This window comes from Pedobacter segetis (assembly GCF_016623585.1).
Classification (GTDB): domain Bacteria; phylum Bacteroidota; class Bacteroidia; order Sphingobacteriales; family Sphingobacteriaceae; genus Pseudopedobacter; species Pseudopedobacter segetis.
On record NZ_JAEHFY010000001.1, the window covers coordinates 172,086 to 188,816 of the forward strand.

The window sequence follows — 16,731 nt, forward strand, 5'->3', positions numbered from 1 at the left end:
TTTTTAGGTTAAAACCAGATTTTATTTTTTTTCTGGCAGTAAAATCAATTTGATGTAATCATTAGGTTTTAAATATTGGTTTGCTGCTTGCTTTGTGCTGGCAACGGTTACTTGTTCTAATGTTTTTAAGTAGGTTAAAACATCACTTGGGTTTTTACCATTACTGTAAGCATCTTGTAAATAACCTAACCAAAAGCCATTATCTCTTTGTTGCAACTCATACTGGCGGTTTTCTTCTGCTTTAAACTTTTGTATGTCGTCTTGGGTTGCTCCGTTTGCCCTTAATTTTGCAACTTCTTCATTTGCGGCATTGATCAGCTTATCTACGTTTGCAGATGCACAGCTAAAGTCTATGCTAATGGTGTATTCGGGTTTTGGCTCGTTATCATAATTTACGCTTACCCTCGGACTGTAAACGCCGCTTTCCTTCTCTCTTAAGCGCTCTAAAATTTTAATGTTTAAAGCTTCTTTTAAAGCATCTAGTTGAAGGTTGTTTTTCTCGTTGTAATCATAACCGCCATGGTAAACCAAAGAAACCGTTGCTTTATCTTCCAAGCCTTTGTAAACTTTTTTAGTGATATCACCAGATAATGGCTCTAAACCTAAGTCTTTAAAGTTTTCGGCCGTTCCTGTGCTTGGCAAGCTGGCCAAATATGTGGTTAATAAAGGTTTGATCTCATCAACTTTAAAGTTGCCCACAAAAGTAAAAACAAAACCGCCGGCATTTGCAAATCTTGATTTATAGAAACCGATCGCTTTATCCAAATTGATTTGGTTTAACTCATCAACCTTAATGGTTTGCGCCCGTTTTTTGTAGCTGTTTAAAACGGCACTGGCGGTATCTTGATAAACAGCAATTGGTTGATCAGAACGATTGCTCAATACCGTTTTCATAGATTCTAATTGAGTTTTTAAAACGCTTTCGTCTTTACGTGGGGCTGTAAAATATAGGTTTACCAACTGTAAAGCCGTTTCTAGATCTTTCGGAGAGGAAGAACCGCTAATGCCTTGGCGGTAAGTACCTATGTAAGGGTTTACGTTTACCACTTTTCCGGTAAGTAATTTGCCCAATTGGTTCTCATCAAAACCTGCAATACCAGACGATCCCACCAGTTGATCGGCTATTTCTGCCGAACGGAAATCCGCATCAGAAGCCAATGAAGTTCCGCCCTTGCTTGTTGCAGAAAACAAAATCTGATCGTTTTTAAAATCAGTTGGTTTTAAAACAACTTTAATCCCATTAGATAAAGTCAGTTCTGTAACACCAATGGCATCAACCTTATTTTCTGAAGTGATGGTTCCTGCTTTAGGTTTAGTAGCCATTAAAGGCTTATTAACCGCATTATCTACATAAGGCGTAACATCGGCACCTGCAGTTTTGATCCACGATAAATAAGTTGCCTCTGAAGGTAAATTGGCTTTTTCTTTTTCTGGAGCCTGTATAATTGCAATCATGTTATCGTCTGTAACAAAACCGGCCGCCAGTTTATTAATGTTTTCTAAAGAGAGGGAGTTTAGGTTTTCAGTATAAAAATTGTGCATATAATCTATACTTGGGATAGCATCTCCCTTTAAGAAATTATTCACATATTTTTGTACAAAAACCGCCGATTTTGTTTTGTCTTTTTCTTTAAACTGCTTATCAATTTCGGTTTGTATGTTAATTTTTGCCCTATCCAACTCTGGCTGGGTAAAGCCAAATTTTTTCATCCTCACGTTTTCTGCAACAACTGCTTTAACTGCGGCTTCTAAACCTGCGGCATCTTTAGAAACGGCAACGCTATTAAATGCATCTAAATTTACCAAACCGCCCTGGAAAGCACCGTAATTGCTTTGTGCAAAAATAAATGGCGCATTCCCTTTTTGTACGATCTCTGTTAAACGATTAGAGAGCATGATGTTTATTAACGACACCATGGTTTTCTTCTTCAGATCAGCTTCTGTAGAAAGCTTTTCTGCCTTATGTTTATAAGTAACCATCCCAATATTGTACGGAAACTCTGGGTCGGTTACGATTTTAACTAAAGGGGCCGTATTATCGGGTATGCCGTATTGTTCTCTTTTTCTTTCGTCTTTCGGGTTTTTAAGCTCAGAGAAATTATCCTTGATCAATTGCTCTACCCTGTTCACGTCAAAATCGCCAACCGCAATAACGGCCTGTAAATCTGGGCGGTACCAATCATGATAAAAATCTCTGATCGTTTGATGCTGGAAGTTATTTATAATGTCCAACTTGCCGATAGGGATCCTTTCTGCATATCTAGAATTTGCCAATAGCACCGGCAATAATTGTTTGCTCATACGTTCTTGAGCGTTTTTGCCCCTTTGTCTGTCTTCCTCTACAATAACACCACGTTCTTGATCAATTTCTTTATCGTCAAACGTTAAATAGCCGGCCCAATTAGAAAGAATATCAAACCCTTTTTCAAAAACAGCGGTACTATCCGTTGGTAAAGGCAATTGATAAACCGTTTGGTTAAAGCCAGTATAAGCGTTCAAATCCGCACCAAACCTTACCCCCGCTTTCTGTAAATAATTTACCAATTCGTTTTTCGGGAAATCGCGGGTCCCGTTAAAAGCCATGTGCTCTGTAAAGTGGGCCAAACCTTGCTGGTCGTCGTTCTCTACAATAGAACCTATCTTATTTACCAAATAAAGCTCGGCCCTGTTTTTAGGTTCCACGTTTTTTCTGATGTAATAAGTTAAACCGTTTGGCAACGTCCCAATCTTAACATTACTGTCTGTTGGTAGTGTTTTTGCCATCTCTGTGGCCATTGCGTCCTTTTTAACCGTAGTAGCTTTGGGACTACAAGCGGCAATAAATAGAGCAACCGCTAATGATGAGGTGATGTACTTAAATTTCATAAAATTGATTTTGAGTAATTATAGTTTTGTTTAGGATAAAATAAATATTTACCATATAAATTAAGTTATTTGGGCGTTCGGGCGGGCTTTCCACTCATACGCCATAAGGCATTATCCACAAGCTGTCCCACTCACCCATCTCTAGGCCGGTATACGTTTCAATCCCTAACGCAAACAGATTAATCTAATCTTCAGTTTTTATTAATGGATTTTCAATAAAAAAAGAAGCTCTAATTAAGCATTAACTACAAGTTTAAAGAAAATAAATAATTATCAATTGCTTTAACTGCATTTTTTAATCTATCCGTTTGCCCGCCAACCTCTTGATAGTTAGCGTTGATTGCCTTCAATTCTTTATGCCAAACCCCTAAAAAGTAATCTCCCATCCCTTTAAAGTCCCTCAAGGGATCTTCTTCCCAAGGTAAATCGTTTTTTAGCAGAATATAAAAATCGTATTTATGTACCTTTAATCCATCTAAAACAGGTTTTGGAGTTTCTCCCAATTGATGATCGCTCCAAATTTTAACCGTTAAAAAAGTAGTATCGCAAATCATTAAATGGCTGGGCAAAACGGTTTCCATCGCTTTTTCTAAAGCAACCTGTCCGTAATACATATTAAGTTCATCTTGTAAAGTGCAGGCACCTGTTAAACCTTCGCAATAATAACGGGCATATTCTGGCACCCAAAGTGTGTTATAATGTTTTGCCAAAGCCGCAGAAACTGTAGATTTCCCAGAAGACTCTGGCCCAACAACGGCAATTTTGATTATTTTTTTCTCCATTAACTTGCTAGTATAATCATATAGACTACTTGTCTCTGCTATATGATTTTTGCCTTTTGCTTTAAGCCTTCGGCTTTAGAATAGCTTTTCTTCCAATCTATATAACCTTTAAGCGCAATAAAGAGGAATATAAAATAAAGCACAGAAGTAGCCAAAAGGTTTTTATGAATGTATAAAGGGATATAAATAATATCCACAAAAACCCAGATCAGCCAGTTTTCTAATTTCTTTCTCGTGAGTAAATATTGAGCTATAAAACTGGTTACGGTGCAAAAAGCATCAATATATGGCACATCGGTATCTGTATATTTTTTTAAAAGAAAACCAATCAACAAACTGAAACCGATCAATATCAAAGCAATAATCATCCAATCTTTTGGTTTCAAGATACCGATGGGTCTCTCAGATTTTAGGTTGGCGGCTTGGCCATAAGTCCAATAATACCAGCCATAAATAGAAGTTGCCAAAAAGTAGAACTGAAGGATAGTATCGCCATAAAGTTTGGCATTGTAGAAAATATAGATGTAGGTAGTTACGCTTAAAATAGCAATGGGCCAGTTAAGGACGTTTTCTTTGGCCGCCAAATAAACACAAAGCGCCCCGGTAACTGTACCAAACCATTCTATCCAAGTGATAGCCCTAATTTGATCGATGATATGTTGTAAAAACAGTTCCAAAACAAAAAAATCTTATCCCGAAAGATGGGGATAAGATTTTAGGGTTCAAAATAAATGTTATTCTAATTGGTAGATGCAGGGCTTGCATTGAAACCTAAACTTGCCTTAACGCTTAAATCAACGTTTAAACCATTTTGCAAAACATATTCTACTCTTACCTTAACATTGCCAGATTTTAAATAATCATCCAAAAATTTACTGTTATCTACATCTAAAACCAGGCTATTGCCAACAGTTGTAGAAACATCTTTTCTAGAAGCTACCAAGGTTTGGTTAGCGCCATTTAACAAATAGACTTGTACCGATTTAAAAACACCCAAGTTTTGGTTTGAAGGGTTCTCTGCCTCTATTTTGGCCGAATTGATTCTTACCTGCGAAATCTGACTGGTATTTGAGCCGTTTCCTGTAAAAATCTCATCAAAACTACTTGCGCTACTTGTTGCCGTTAAGGTTTTGCCCGTTTCTGAAGAAGCCGGTATAATTAAAGTAGAAGTATAAGGAAAGGTAGATTTTACTATTGATTGTACCGTTGCGCAACTTGTGATAACCGCCGTAAGTACAAATAATCCTGTTATTACTTTTTTCATGATCTCTTTTTTTACAAACAACAAGGCAAAGATTATTCCATTAAAATTATTATTATTGAGTTTTAAACCTAAATACATGAAATTATTTATAACCTTTCTACTGCTCATTAGCATAACATTGTGCTATTCACAAGAAAATAAAAATGTGAAAACATATTTTGTTAAAATGCGAGATACCCCTTTTGGTAACCGCGAAACAAGAGTAAGTGTGATTGATAGTGCAGATTTTACCAGAACAATTTCTATAACAAAAAACAACGAAAACCTGTACGATGTAAATGAATATTATTTAGATAAAACCGTTAAAAAAATTGGTAACTCTACAACCGATCATTTTTTACCCAGCTACAATGGTAACGTAATTAGTTATTACCACAACGGCAAAAAAAAATCAGAAGAAATCTTTGTTAAAGGGGTTTTAAAAGGGGAATCAAAATATTATTATCATAACGGTGCTTTAAAAAAGGATGTAATTTTTGATATTGATGATAAACAAAACAGGATTGAACAAATAAAAGAGTTTAAAGATTCCTTAGGTAATAATTTTTTAGATGCAGAGGCAACGGGGGCTTTCAAATTAATAGAAAGCAACGGAAACATCATAGAGGGAAATTATTTAAAGGGATATAAAGATAAAGAATGGAAAACCGTTAATAAGAAATTAAATGTTACGTATTTAGATGAATATAATAGTGGGAAATTTGTTTCAGGAAAAACAATTGATCCTGAAGGAAAAACCACTAAATATAATGAATTAGAAACTTTTCCTACGTTTAATGGTGGTTTGTCGGCATTTGGGTCTTTTTTATCTCATAATTTACGTTATCCCTCAAACGCAATAGACAATAATCTGCAAGGAAGAGTTTACTTACAATTTGTTATAGAAAAAGATGGCGCTTTAACAGATGCTAAAGTAATAAAGGGAATAGGCGGTGGCTGTGATGAAGAAGCGTTAAGGGTAATCAATCTCTCTCCCAAATGGAACCCCGGTACGCAACGAGGAAAACCGGTAAGGGTAAACTACACGGTTCCTATATTTTTTCAACTTCAAACCAGCTCGCCCTCCAGAACCAAACACTTTGGCTCTTACCGATAGACCCAATAAAAATCTCAAATTTATCCGCTAAAAAACTTTAGTTTTTCTATCTTTGCATCCCGACAAACAAGTCGGGATTTTTGTTTAAAAGCGTATAAAATCCCCTTAAACTTACGCCATGCCAAAAGACAACTCCATCAAATCAGTTTTAATTATCGGTTCGGGCCCTATTATTATTGGGCAAGCTTGCGAATTTGATTATGCCGGTTCCCAAGCATCACTTTCGTTGAAAGAAGAAGGGATTATCGTTTCCATCATCAATTCTAATCCGGCAACCATCATGACGGATAAGGTAATTGCAGACCATGTTTACTTAAAATCTTTGGATGTTACTTCGTTAGAAGAGATTTTAAAACTGCACCAAGAGAGCGCAGAACTACCTCAAATTGATGCGGTTTTACCTACCATGGGCGGCCAAACGGCCTTAAACTTAGCTATTGAGGCAGAAGAACGCGGGGTTTGGGAAAAATACGGGGTAAGGATAATTGGTGTAGATACCGCCGCAATAGAGAAAACCGAAAACAGGGAAGAGTTTAGGAAACTAATGGTAGAAATTGGTATCGGCGTAGCCAAATCTAAAATAGCCAATTCATTTTTAGAAGGTAAAGAAGCAGCGCAACAAATAGGTTTTCCTTTGGTAATTCGCCCTTCATATACCTTAGGCGGTTACGGAGGCGGTTTTGTTCATAAAAAGGAAGATTTTGATGCCGCACTTTCCCACGGTTTGCAAGCTTCGCCAACGCATGAGGTTTTGGTAGAACAAGCCGTTTTGGGATGGAAAGAATACGAGTTGGAATTATTAAGGGATAATAAGGATAATGTGATCATCATCTGTTCAATAGAGAACTTTGATCCTATGGGCATCCATACAGGAGACTCAATCACGGTTGCCCCGGCAATGACATTGTCTGATCGTTGTTACCAAGATATGCGCAACCAGGCCATCAAAATGATGCGGGCCATCGGGAATTTTGCGGGTGGGTGTAACGTTCAGTTTTCGGTAAACCCTGAAGATGAAAAGATCATCGCCATAGAAATTAACCCACGTGTTTCAAGATCATCGGCCTTGGCCTCAAAGGCAACGGGTTACCCAATTGCAAAAATAGCTGCTAAATTGGCTATCGGGTATAATCTGGATGAATTAGAAAACCAGATCACCAAAACCACATCCGCATATTTTGAACCAACCTTAGACTATGTGATCGTAAAGATCCCTCGTTGGAATTTCGATAAATTTAAAGGGGCAAATATGGAATTAGGCCTTCAGATGAAATCCGTTGGCGAGGTAATGGGAATTGGCCGTTCTTTTATCGAAGCCTTACAAAAAGCTTGTCAATCTTTAGAGATTGGTAGGGCGGGCTTAGGTTCCGACGGTAAGCAAAACCGAAACATTGAAGATATTATGCACAAGCTAGAACACCCAAGTTGGGATCGTTTGTTTGCCATAAAAGATGCCATGAGGATGGGAGTTCCGGTAGAATCTATCAGAAAGGCCACTAAAATTGATCGTTGGTTTTTAAACCAGATACAAGAATTAGCCACGCTAGAGCAAGAGCTAAAGCGCTATTCCTTGAACAATATCCCAAAAGATGTTTTTCTAACATTAAAACAAAAAGGCTTTTCTGATGTGCAAATCGCTTGGATTTTGGGCAACGTTACAGAAGACGATGTTTATGATAGAAGAAAAGAGCTAGGCCTACGCCGAGTTTATAAAATGGTGGATACCTGTGCGGCAGAGTTCCAGGCAAAAACGCCTTATTTTTACTCTACCTACGATGGAGAGAATGAATCTGTCCCATCAGACAAAAAGAAAGTGATTGTTTTAGGTTCGGGGCCTAATAGGATTGGGCAAGGCATAGAGTTCGATTATTCTTGCGTACATGGGTTAATCGCAGCACACGAGGAAGGATATGAATCTATCATGGTAAACTGTAACCCAGAAACGGTTTCTACAGATTTTAACATGGCAGATAAATTATATTTTGAACCGGTTTTTTGGGAACACGTCCGTGAAATTATAGATTTAGAGCAGCCAGAAGGCGTAATTGTTCAGCTTGGTGGGCAAACGGCTTTAAAAATGGCAGAGAAACTTTATGAAAAGGGGATAAAAATCATCGGCACCTCTTATCCAAATATGGATATTGCCGAAGATCGTGGACGTTTTTCTGATCTGTTGAAAGACCTCGGGATCCCTTATCCAAAATATGGCGTGGCAGAAGATGCCGAAGAAGCCATCAAAGTGGCAAATGAAGTTGGTTACCCTGTTTTGGTTCGTCCTTCTTACGTTTTAGGCGGACAAGGAATGAGCATTGTGATAAACGACGAGGATCTTGAAAAAGCAGTAGTTAAATTACTGGGCGATTTGCCGGGAAACCGTGTTTTGATCGATCACTTTTTAGACAGGGCCGAAGAAGCAGAATCAGATTCTATTTTTGATGGCGATGATGTTCATATCATAGGTTTAATGGAACATATAGAACCAGCGGGAATCCACTCTGGAGACTCAAGTGCGGTGTTGCCACCATTTAACCTTTCTAAGGATGTGATAACCAAAATGGAAGAATATACCCATAAAATTGCCAGGGCATTAAAAATAAGAGGTTTGATGAATATGCAATTTGCGATAAAGAATGGAGACGTTTATGTGATAGAGGCCAACCCAAGAGCTTCTAGAACTGTTCCTTTTATTGCGAAAGCTTATGATGTTCCTTATATCAACATTGCTACAAAAATAATGTTGGGCACAAAAAAACTGAAGGATTTTACCATAGAGCGAAAGCTAAAAGGTTATGCGATTAAAGAACCCGTTTTCTCTCACCATAAATTCCCAGAGGTACAAAAAGAATTAGGCCCAGAAATGAAATCTACAGGCGAAGCCATCCGTTTTATCAAAGATTTAGAAGACCCGCATTTTATTCAGTTATACAGAGAAAAATCTATGTATTTGAGCAAGTAGCGATAACCCTCGGGTTATCATATGTGTAACGATAACCCTCGGGTTATCCCGAATAAACATCATATTATTTATATTCTAGCCATCTCATTAATTTGGGATGGTTTTTCTTTTTAGCCCAATTAGCGGCGGATACCATAAACCAGCTCACGTATGCAAAAGCTTCTAAAACATTTTTACCGATCTAAGCTTATATTTGTAGATGGTTATGAAAGATAAGGGCATTATTTTGTTTGATGGCGTATGCAATTTGTGCAATGGTTTTGTGCAAAAGGTAATCGCGGCAGATAAGAAAGATTATTTTAGGTTAGCTTCCTTACAATCGGCCCAAGCCAAGGAATTGTTAAAAGAACATCCAGAATATGAGGATCTAAAAACCATTATTTTTTTAGAAAACGGCCATGTTTATACGCATTCTACTGCAGCTTTAAAAATAAGCAAGCATTTAAAGGGATTTTGGCCCCTGCTACAAATAGGATATGTTTTTCCTGCTTTTTTAAGAGACGGAGTTTATAATTTCATTGCAAAAAACAGGTACAGATGGTTCGGTAAAAAAGATCAATGTATGATCCCCTCCCCAAACCTAAAACGCAAATTTTTATAAACACCATTTAGCAATTAAAAACGTTAATCAGTTATGGTACTTTCAATTATAAAACTGTTTTTTATTGGCTTTCTTGGCTTTTTTCAAACAGACCAACCAACATTCAAGGGCGGAAAAGAGGCGCTAGATAGCTTTATTGCCTCTAAAACCATTTATCCAAGCTTTTCTAAAAACAATTGCATACAAGGGACCATTTACGTGTCATTCCAGCTTAACCAAAACGGGGAAGTTTTTGGCGCAAAGGTAGATAAGGGTTTAGGGGTTGATTTAGACCAAGAAGCACTTCGTTTAGTTAGATTGACCAATAATAAATGGGATGTGCCTACAAACCACAACATAAAATCTAGGATAATTATACCCGTAAACTTTTCTTTAAAAAATTATGATTGCGATTTGCGATCACAAGACGAGGTAAACAAAGCCATTGAACTTTATAAAACACGGGCGGCTTTAGAAAAAGTAGTAACCAATTATTACAAGAACAAAGAAGAGGGTAAAGCCATTGATAAGAACGAAGCCGAGATAATACAAATAAAGGCAGAATTAGGTTTTGACGATACCTTTATCAGCAATAAAATAAAAGAGGCAAAAAAAATGATGCGCCAAGGCGATAAGGTAGGTGCTTGCCAAGCACTAAATTTTATAAAGAACATTGGCTCTAACGCTGCAGAATCTTTAATTGCAGAAAACTGTAAATAGTTTATCTTCGCAACATGAAATGGGCACTTCGTGTTTTTGCTTTTTTAGATTTTTTTTCTTTTGTATTGATGTTTGAACAAGGGTTTGATCAGCTGCAATCTTTTTTTCAAAACCAAACTTTTACCATCAATGAAATATTTGCCAGGTTCTTGTTTTTGCTTTTGTGGCTCAGCTTGTTGTTCTCTGCCATCTTTTTAGCCATCCCCAAAAAAGCGGGCATTATCATCTATTTTTTTCAGGTATTGCCAAGAATAATATTTTTGGTTTTTTCGGTAGGCTTTATTTCATACATCAGCCATTATGTGGCCATTAATAACCTAGATCAAATTTTAATCCCCATCTTCATCTTCATAGAAATGCTTCGTCTTTATTTTAGCTACAATATTAAGAAAGAGCTGTTTTAAAAAACTCAATATCATTTTGTTATAAAAAAAACCTTGCAACAAACGCAAGGTTAAAATGATTCAAATTCCTTTTTGTTTTTAAAAGATTATCGATATAATTGTTTTTCTTAAACCTAAATAATTTACAGAATGACAGTACAAGAGTATGCGCTGCAAGACAGAAGTGCCAACCCTGCGCCATTGGGCCTATTGGGTTTTGGCATGACCACCGTTTTATTGAACATTCATAACGCTGGTGTTTTTGAAATGAATTCCATGGTTTTTGCAATGGGAATTTTTTATGGCGGCATTGCCCAGATCATCGCGGGTTTAATGGAGTCTAAAAAGAACAACTCTTTCGGTTTTACCGCATTTATCTCTTATGGCTTTTTTTGGTTAACCTTAGTAGGCCTGCTGGTAATGCCTAAATTGGGCTGGGTGGCAGCGGCTAGCGAAACCGCAATGGCATATTATTTAATGATGTGGGGCATTTTTACCTTTTTCCTGTTTTTGGGCACATTTAGAATTAGTGTAGCATTACAGGTTGTGTTTGGCACTTTGGTTGTTTTGTTTTTTCTTTTGGCCTATGGCGATGCGAGTGGAAACGCTACCATTAAAACCTTAGCGGGTTATGAAGGTATTATTTGCGGAGCTTCTGCAATTTATACTGGGATGGCCTCTTTATTAAATGAGGTTTATGGCAAAACGGTTATGCCCCTTGGTATTGTAAAGGCGTAATCTATGACATAAAAAAACCGGGTTCAAATTATTTTGACCCGGTTTTTTTGTTATGTTAAAATTTAACCGCTAAACCAGCCTGCCAAACCTGATTTTTATATACCGGTGTTTCTGTAGTCCCGTTCTCGTTGTTTTTTTGGAAATCTAAGGCATACCTTCCGTTTATGCCTAATCGAGACGTTAAATCGAAACCTATACCAACTACACCTCCCAAAATACTTTTCTTAAACTTGTCTGCATCATTCTCGTATTTGGTTTGCTCTGATGTAGTAAAAGAGCCCTCAAATTTATTGTTGGTTTTGGTTAAGAAAGACACTTGTGGCCCAATTACAATATTAAAACCATTGCCCGGAGAAATCTTAGCCAAAATAGGGACTTCTATCCAATTAGTGGTTTGCGTAACCGTACCCAATGTTTGGGTGCTTTTAAATCCTTTTTGAGAAAACATCAGCTCGGGCTGAAAAGACAATGGACTAATTATGGGGATATTAACAAACACACCAGCATTAAAACCTGTATTATAGTCTGTTTTATAGTCGGGGTTGTCTGTTTTTATGATATTGGCAAAATTTACCCCTCCTTTAATCCCAAAACTAGGTAAACCAGATTTTGTGCTTTGAGCGTTAACTAATCCCGCAAATAACAATGCAAAAGATGTTATAAATAGCTTTTTCATAATTTTAAATTTGTTTATAAAATTCATATATAAAATAATTGTGCCAAAAATTGGTAAGGGGTTATGCCGCATCTAAAGGGCGTTCTTTTTTTTGATTAGATAAATACTGAGCCAAAGAATATTACTTTTGTAATCATAAAAAAAACGGTTTGGTTATCTTATTGATTTTAGGTTATTTGATATTAAATATTGTACTTACTGTTATTTTGAAAGCCATAATCATAAAAAAGATTCACAACAAATTATTGGCATGGTCTTATGGCGCATCTATAAGCCTTGGTGTTACATTTATCATTTCAACACTAATATTGTCGTATTTTTTAAAAGATTTAACAGGTTGTTTATAAATTAAAGATGAAATCAATTTTTATCAGTATTTTTTTTGCTTTTACGCTTTCCTCTTTAAAAGCGCAAACGCCTGTTCCTTTTGTTAAAACCATAAATAACCCAAACCGATGGGTCGATTCTGTTTTTAAAAAGATGACCCGTAAAGAGAAAATAGCCCAACTATTTATGGTAAGGGCGCATAGTAACCTAGGGCAGAAATTTAGCGATTCTGTGGGCTTGGTGATAAAAAAGGAACATTTGGGCGGTGTTGTCTTTTTTCAAGGTGGGCCGGGTCGGCAAGCACCCATCGTTAATCAATATCAGAAAAATTCTAAAATACCTTTAATGATAGCCATGGATGGCGAATGGGGCTTAGGGATGAGATTGGATAGCACCGTTTCTTATCCTTATCAAATGACTTTAGGCGCCATACAAGATAATTCTTTGATCTATAAAATGGGCCAAGAAGTTGCCAAAGACTTTAAAAGATTAGGGATGCAAATCAATTTTGCACCCGTGATGGATATAAATAATAACCCCAGAAACCCGGTGATCAACTATCGTTCTTTTGGGGAAAATAAATATAACGTAGCCCAAAAGGGAATTGCCTACATGAAAGGCATGGAAGACAGCGGTTTATTTACTACCGCAAAGCATTTTCCCGGCCATGGCGATACAGATGTAGATTCCCATTATGATTTGCCACAGCTTAATTTTACGGCAGAAAGATTAGATTCTTTAGAGATGTATCCCTTTAAGCAGGCTTTCGCCGAGGATTTGAGCGGGGTAATGGTAGCGCACATGAATATTCCTGCTTTAGACCCAACCCCTAATTTGCCGTCCACTTTATCTAAGCCGATAGTTACTGGCATTTTAAAGGAAAAATTAGGTTTTAAAGGATTGGTTTTTTCTGATGCTATGGAAATGAAAGGCGTAGTAAAATATTTCCCTAATGGCGAAGCCGATGTAAGAGGTGTAATTGCCGGTATGGATGTGATCGAGCTATCACAAAATACCGGTCGAGCCATTAAATTGATAAGAAAGTCTATTCGACAAAAACGCTTGACCTGGGCCGACATAGATGGAAAGGTAAAAAGAATTTTAGCCGCAAAATATTGGATGGGTTTAAACAAAACCGATTCGGTTAAAAAACAAAACCTGATACAAGATTTAAACCGGCCGGAGGCATACCAGTTGGTACAACAACTATCAGATGCAGCCATTACCGTTGTAAAAGGTGCAGAAAACCTGCCTTTAAGAAACGATTTTGTTAGAAAAACAGCCATATTAAGCATTGGAGAAACTACGCCCACTGTTTTTTCTGATCAAATTAAAAAAGCGGATAGCAATACCCAGCTTTTTATCATCCCCAAAGACATTACCATTAAAGAAATGGTAAACGTAAAAGCCGAGCTAAAGAACTACGATCAAATAATCATGGCAATTTATGATACCAGATCTAGGCCCGTTAGCACTTTGGATTACCCAATAGATTTAAAACTTTTTATTGCAGATATGGCAAGTAACAATACCATTAGCGTAGTTTTTGCCAATCCTTATACGGTAGCAGGGTTGCCAGGCATAGAAAAAAGCAAGTCTGTTTTGATAGGGTACCAAAACCTTAAAGAGATGCAAAAAGCAGCAGCGAAGGTAATTTTAGGAAGTTTAAAAGCCACCGGAAAACTTCCCGTTACCATCAATTCATTTTTTAAATATGGCGATGGTGCGCAGATGAAATAGCGGTTCTTTTTTCATTACCCGTTAGAGCTTTTTTCATATTTTTTATTGGCCATAACGGTAACATCTCTTGGTTTTTTAAAATCAAAAAAGTGTTTTTTTTAACCGGTTTTTTAGAGTATTATTGGTAATAAAGCGCATATTTATTGGTTTTAGCTTTCTTGTATGGGTAAATAAAAAACGATGGCAAAACAACAACAATGTCAATAGTTCTTATCGGTTGTAAATCCTTTGTTTATATTTGCACTTTAACAAAAAAGAATGATTTACATCACAAGGAAAGAGCACTTTAACGCAGCTCATAAATTATATAGGGAAGATTGGAGCAAAGAGAAAAACGAAGAGGTTTTTGGTAGGTGCGCCAATGCAAATTGGCATGGCCATAATTATGATCTTTTTGTTACCATAAAAGGAGAAATTAACCCAGAAACCGGCTTTGTTGTAGATTTAAAAGATTTAAAAGATATTATTTTAAAACAAGTTGTTGATAAATTGGATCATAGAAACTTAAATTTAGATGTGGATTTTATGATAGGCAAAATGGCATCAACAGAGGTTTTGGCCATAGAAGTTTGGAAACAATTAGCCCCACATATAGAATTGAGAGGGGCAAAACTACATTGTATTAAGTTGTACGAAACCGCAAGCAATTATGTGGAATATTTTGGAGATTAATTAAATGGGCGATAAAAGTGGCGACGGTTACCAAAAAATAGACCGGTACAACGAGACGGTAATAGAAAATATTGCTGGCAATTATAAGCATATTTTAACGGCAATTGGCGAAGACGCCAACCGAGAAGGCTTACTAAAAACGCCCGAAAGAGTAGCCAAAGCTTTGCAGTTTTTAACACACGGGTATGATTTAGACGCTGCCGAAATATTAAGATCGGCGATGTTTAAAGAGGATTATAGCCAAATGGTTATTGTAAAAGATATTGAGGTTTACTCTATGTGCGAACACCACATGCTGCCTTTTTTTGGGAAAGCCCATATTGCTTATATCCCAAACGGGCATATTGTTGGTTTAAGTAAATTACCTAGGGTTGTTGATGTTTTTGCTAGACGCTTGCAGGTGCAAGAAAGGCTCACAAATGAGATCAGGGATTGCATCCAAAATACGTTAAACCCTGCCGGTGTGGCTATTGTGATGGAATGCAGGCACATGTGTATGAGCATGAGGGGCATACAAAAACAAAACTCGGTAACAACCACATCTGCTTTTACGGGTGAGTTTGAAAATGATAAAACAAGATCAGAATTTTTGAGATTGATCACGGCAGATTTGACTTGATAGGGTTTTAAGCGTTAACGATCGGAACGGGATACCCGGCTATAATTCATGCGGGCTTTTTTCTGTAATCCCGAGCATTGTCGCTCTGAGCATTGTCACTCTGAGCTGAGTCGAAGAGGGGGTCGAAGAGGGGACTGAAGGTCAGAAAAAAAGATATAGTGGAATCCGCCAGCTGGCGGATAAAACGCCCAAATAAATTTTTAAAACACACAGCTCAAAACCGTTATGTTGAATGATAATGAAACCTGCCCCAGAATACAGGTGGGTATCACATAAACAGGTATTATATGGCATAGCAACCTTGCAAGCGAGATGCCCGCTTGAACTTTCGGGCAGGTCTCCTTTCGTCGAAATGACGATTAAAGGAAAGAATACCTTAAATACCATCGTAAAAAATAATTTTATAATCCTAAAAAAATAAAAATGAAAGCATACTTATTTCCAGGACAGGGCGCACAATTTGTAGGCATGGGCAAAAACCTTTATGATAATTCTGCAGAGGCTAAAGCAATGTTTGAAAAAGCGAACGAGATTTTAGGTTTCGGGATTACCGATATAATGTTTAGCGGCACAGAAGAAGAGTTAAAAGAAACAAAGGTTACCCAACCTGCAATTTTTTTGCATTCTGTTATATTGGCTAAGGTTTTAGGGAGTGCTTTTAAGCCAGATATGGCAGCAGGACATTCTTTAGGGGAGTTTTCTGCTTTAACGGCAGCCGGTGCTTTAACTTTTGAAGATGGTTTAACGCTAGTTGCAAAAAGGGCAAATGCTATGCAAAAAGCATGTGAATTGCAGCCCAGCACAATGGCCGCTGTTTTAGGTCTGGATGATTTTACAGTAGAGGATATTTGCCAAAGAGTGAGCGATGTGGTAGTGCCGGCAAACTATAATTGCCCAGGGCAGTTGGTAATTTCTGGAAGTATTGCGGGCATAGATAAAGCTTGTGAATTATTGTTGGCAGCAGGCGCAAAAAGAGCTTTAAAATTAAATGTTGGCGGGGCTTTTCACTCCCCGTTGATGGAATCTGCAAAAATAGAATTAGAAGCGGCAATTGTTGCCACAGAAATTAAGGAACCAATTTGCCCGATCTATCAAAATATCAACGCAAAACCTTATAAAGACGTTAAAAGCATTAAACAGAATTTGATTTCGCAGTTAACGGGTTCTGTAAAATGGACGCAAACCATGGAAAAAATGCTACACGATGGGGCTTCCGAATTTGTTGAAGTTGGCCCGGGGAGCGTTTTACAAGGTTTAGTTAAAAAAATAGACAGAAAATTAGCCACATCTAGTGCCGAGATTTAACAGAATAA

Annotated in this window: 15 protein-coding genes; 10 read left to right on the forward strand and 5 right to left on the reverse strand. The window is 37.3% G+C overall.

Annotation, left to right across the window (positions count from 1 at the left end; all coding sequences use genetic code 11):
* Window positions 1-21: 21 nt before the first annotated feature.
* The 4 genes from I5M32_RS00780 to I5M32_RS00795 all read right to left on the reverse strand — a co-directional run bounded on the left by I5M32_RS00780 (window position 22) and on the right by I5M32_RS00795 (window position 4,911).
* Window positions 22-2,865 carry a M16 family metallopeptidase gene (locus I5M32_RS00780; RefSeq protein WP_200583933.1) on the reverse strand — a complete coding sequence of 948 codons (2,844 nt, stop codon included), beginning with the start codon at window positions 2,863-2,865 and terminating at the stop codon, window positions 22-24.
* Between the two features lie 245 nt (window positions 2,866-3,110).
* A complete protein-coding gene (locus I5M32_RS00785; RefSeq protein WP_200583938.1) occupies window positions 3,111-3,647 on the reverse strand; it encodes an AAA family ATPase in 537 nt (178 codons plus the stop codon).
* A gap of 38 nt (window positions 3,648-3,685) precedes the next feature.
* On the reverse strand, window positions 3,686-4,324 hold the full coding sequence (gene pnuC / locus I5M32_RS00790) for a nicotinamide riboside transporter PnuC (protein ID WP_200583941.1): 639 nt from the start codon (window positions 4,322-4,324) through the stop codon (window positions 3,686-3,688).
* A 62-nt stretch (window positions 4,325-4,386) separates the two neighbouring features.
* Complete coding sequence (locus I5M32_RS00795) at window positions 4,387-4,911, reverse strand: hypothetical protein (protein WP_200583944.1); 525 nt, start codon at window positions 4,909-4,911, stop codon at window positions 4,387-4,389.
* A 145-nt stretch (window positions 4,912-5,056) separates the two neighbouring features.
* Here I5M32_RS00795 and I5M32_RS00800 point away from each other — a divergent pair, with 145 nt between their 5' ends.
* The 6 genes from I5M32_RS00800 (at window position 5,057) to I5M32_RS00825 (ending at window position 11,384) form a co-directional block, all read left to right on the forward strand.
* Window positions 5,057-6,007 carry a TonB family protein gene (locus I5M32_RS00800; protein ID WP_317193080.1) on the forward strand — a complete coding sequence of 317 codons (951 nt, stop codon included), beginning with the start codon at window positions 5,057-5,059 and terminating at the stop codon, window positions 6,005-6,007.
* 118 nt (window positions 6,008-6,125) lie between these two features.
* Entirely contained in the window at window positions 6,126-8,963 is a 2,838-nt protein-coding gene (carB, locus tag I5M32_RS00805) for a carbamoyl-phosphate synthase large subunit (RefSeq protein WP_200583947.1), read from the forward strand.
* A 205-nt stretch (window positions 8,964-9,168) separates the two neighbouring features.
* A complete protein-coding gene (locus I5M32_RS00810) occupies window positions 9,169-9,564 on the forward strand; it encodes a thiol-disulfide oxidoreductase DCC family protein (protein WP_200583950.1) in 396 nt (131 codons plus the stop codon).
* 33 nt (window positions 9,565-9,597) lie between these two features.
* Entirely contained in the window at window positions 9,598-10,263 is a 666-nt protein-coding gene (locus I5M32_RS00815) for a TonB family protein (protein ID WP_200583954.1), read from the forward strand.
* Between the two features lie 14 nt (window positions 10,264-10,277).
* Entirely contained in the window at window positions 10,278-10,667 is a 390-nt protein-coding gene (locus I5M32_RS00820) for a hypothetical protein (RefSeq protein WP_200583957.1), read from the forward strand.
* Between the two features lie 129 nt (window positions 10,668-10,796).
* Window positions 10,797-11,384: an acetate uptake transporter gene (locus I5M32_RS00825; RefSeq protein WP_200583960.1), complete on the forward strand. Its 588-nt coding sequence runs from the start codon at window positions 10,797-10,799 to the stop codon at window positions 11,382-11,384.
* A 55-nt stretch (window positions 11,385-11,439) separates the two neighbouring features.
* Here I5M32_RS00825 and I5M32_RS00830 read toward each other — a convergent pair whose 3' ends face one another.
* Window positions 11,440-12,060: a porin family protein gene (locus I5M32_RS00830; RefSeq protein ID WP_200583962.1), complete on the reverse strand. Its 621-nt coding sequence runs from the start codon at window positions 12,058-12,060 to the stop codon at window positions 11,440-11,442.
* Between the two features lie 354 nt (window positions 12,061-12,414).
* Between I5M32_RS00830 and I5M32_RS00835 the strand changes: the two genes are divergently transcribed.
* From I5M32_RS00835 to fabD, 4 genes are all read left to right on the forward strand, one after another.
* On the forward strand, window positions 12,415-14,127 hold the full coding sequence (locus I5M32_RS00835) for a glycoside hydrolase family 3 protein (protein ID WP_200583965.1): 1,713 nt from the start codon (window positions 12,415-12,417) through the stop codon (window positions 14,125-14,127).
* 258 nt (window positions 14,128-14,385) lie between these two features.
* Complete coding sequence (locus I5M32_RS00840) at window positions 14,386-14,799, forward strand: 6-pyruvoyl trahydropterin synthase family protein (protein WP_200583969.1); 414 nt, start codon at window positions 14,386-14,388, stop codon at window positions 14,797-14,799.
* Between the two features lie 4 nt (window positions 14,800-14,803).
* The gene (gene folE / locus I5M32_RS00845) at window positions 14,804-15,418 is read left to right on the forward strand and encodes a GTP cyclohydrolase I FolE (RefSeq protein WP_200583972.1); all 615 of its coding nucleotides are present in this window, start codon (window positions 14,804-14,806) and stop codon (window positions 15,416-15,418) included.
* A gap of 423 nt (window positions 15,419-15,841) precedes the next feature.
* Complete coding sequence (gene fabD / locus I5M32_RS00850) at window positions 15,842-16,723, forward strand: ACP S-malonyltransferase (RefSeq protein WP_200583975.1); 882 nt, start codon at window positions 15,842-15,844, stop codon at window positions 16,721-16,723.
* Window positions 16,724-16,731 lie beyond the last annotated feature (8 nt).

Bases quoted from the DNA above. Each gene is read 5' to 3' on its own strand.
- I5M32_RS00780 (WP_200583933.1), bottom strand. From the start codon at position 2,865: ATGAAATTTAAGTACATCACCTCATCATTAGCGGTTGCTCTATTTATT.
- I5M32_RS00785 (WP_200583938.1), bottom strand. From the start codon at position 3,647: ATGGAGAAAAAAATAATCAAAATTGCCGTTGTTGGGCCAGAGTCTTCT.
- I5M32_RS00795 (WP_200583944.1), bottom strand. From the start codon at position 4,911: ATGAAAAAAGTAATAACAGGATTATTTGTACTTACGGCGGTTATCACA.
- carB (WP_200583947.1), top strand. From the start codon at position 6,126: ATGCCAAAAGACAACTCCATCAAATCAGTTTTAATTATCGGTTCGGGC.
- I5M32_RS00810 (WP_200583950.1), top strand. From the start codon at position 9,169: ATGAAAGATAAGGGCATTATTTTGTTTGATGGCGTATGCAATTTGTGC.
- I5M32_RS00815 (WP_200583954.1), top strand. From the start codon at position 9,598: ATGGTACTTTCAATTATAAAACTGTTTTTTATTGGCTTTCTTGGCTTT.
- I5M32_RS00820 (WP_200583957.1), top strand. From the start codon at position 10,278: ATGAAATGGGCACTTCGTGTTTTTGCTTTTTTAGATTTTTTTTCTTTT.
- I5M32_RS00825 (WP_200583960.1), top strand. From the start codon at position 10,797: ATGACAGTACAAGAGTATGCGCTGCAAGACAGAAGTGCCAACCCTGCG.
- I5M32_RS00830 (WP_200583962.1), bottom strand. From the start codon at position 12,060: ATGAAAAAGCTATTTATAACATCTTTTGCATTGTTATTTGCGGGATTA.
- I5M32_RS00835 (WP_200583965.1), top strand. From the start codon at position 12,415: ATGAAATCAATTTTTATCAGTATTTTTTTTGCTTTTACGCTTTCCTCT.
- I5M32_RS00840 (WP_200583969.1), top strand. From the start codon at position 14,386: ATGATTTACATCACAAGGAAAGAGCACTTTAACGCAGCTCATAAATTA.
- folE (WP_200583972.1), top strand. From the start codon at position 14,804: ATGGGCGATAAAAGTGGCGACGGTTACCAAAAAATAGACCGGTACAAC.
- fabD (WP_200583975.1), top strand. From the start codon at position 15,842: ATGAAAGCATACTTATTTCCAGGACAGGGCGCACAATTTGTAGGCATG.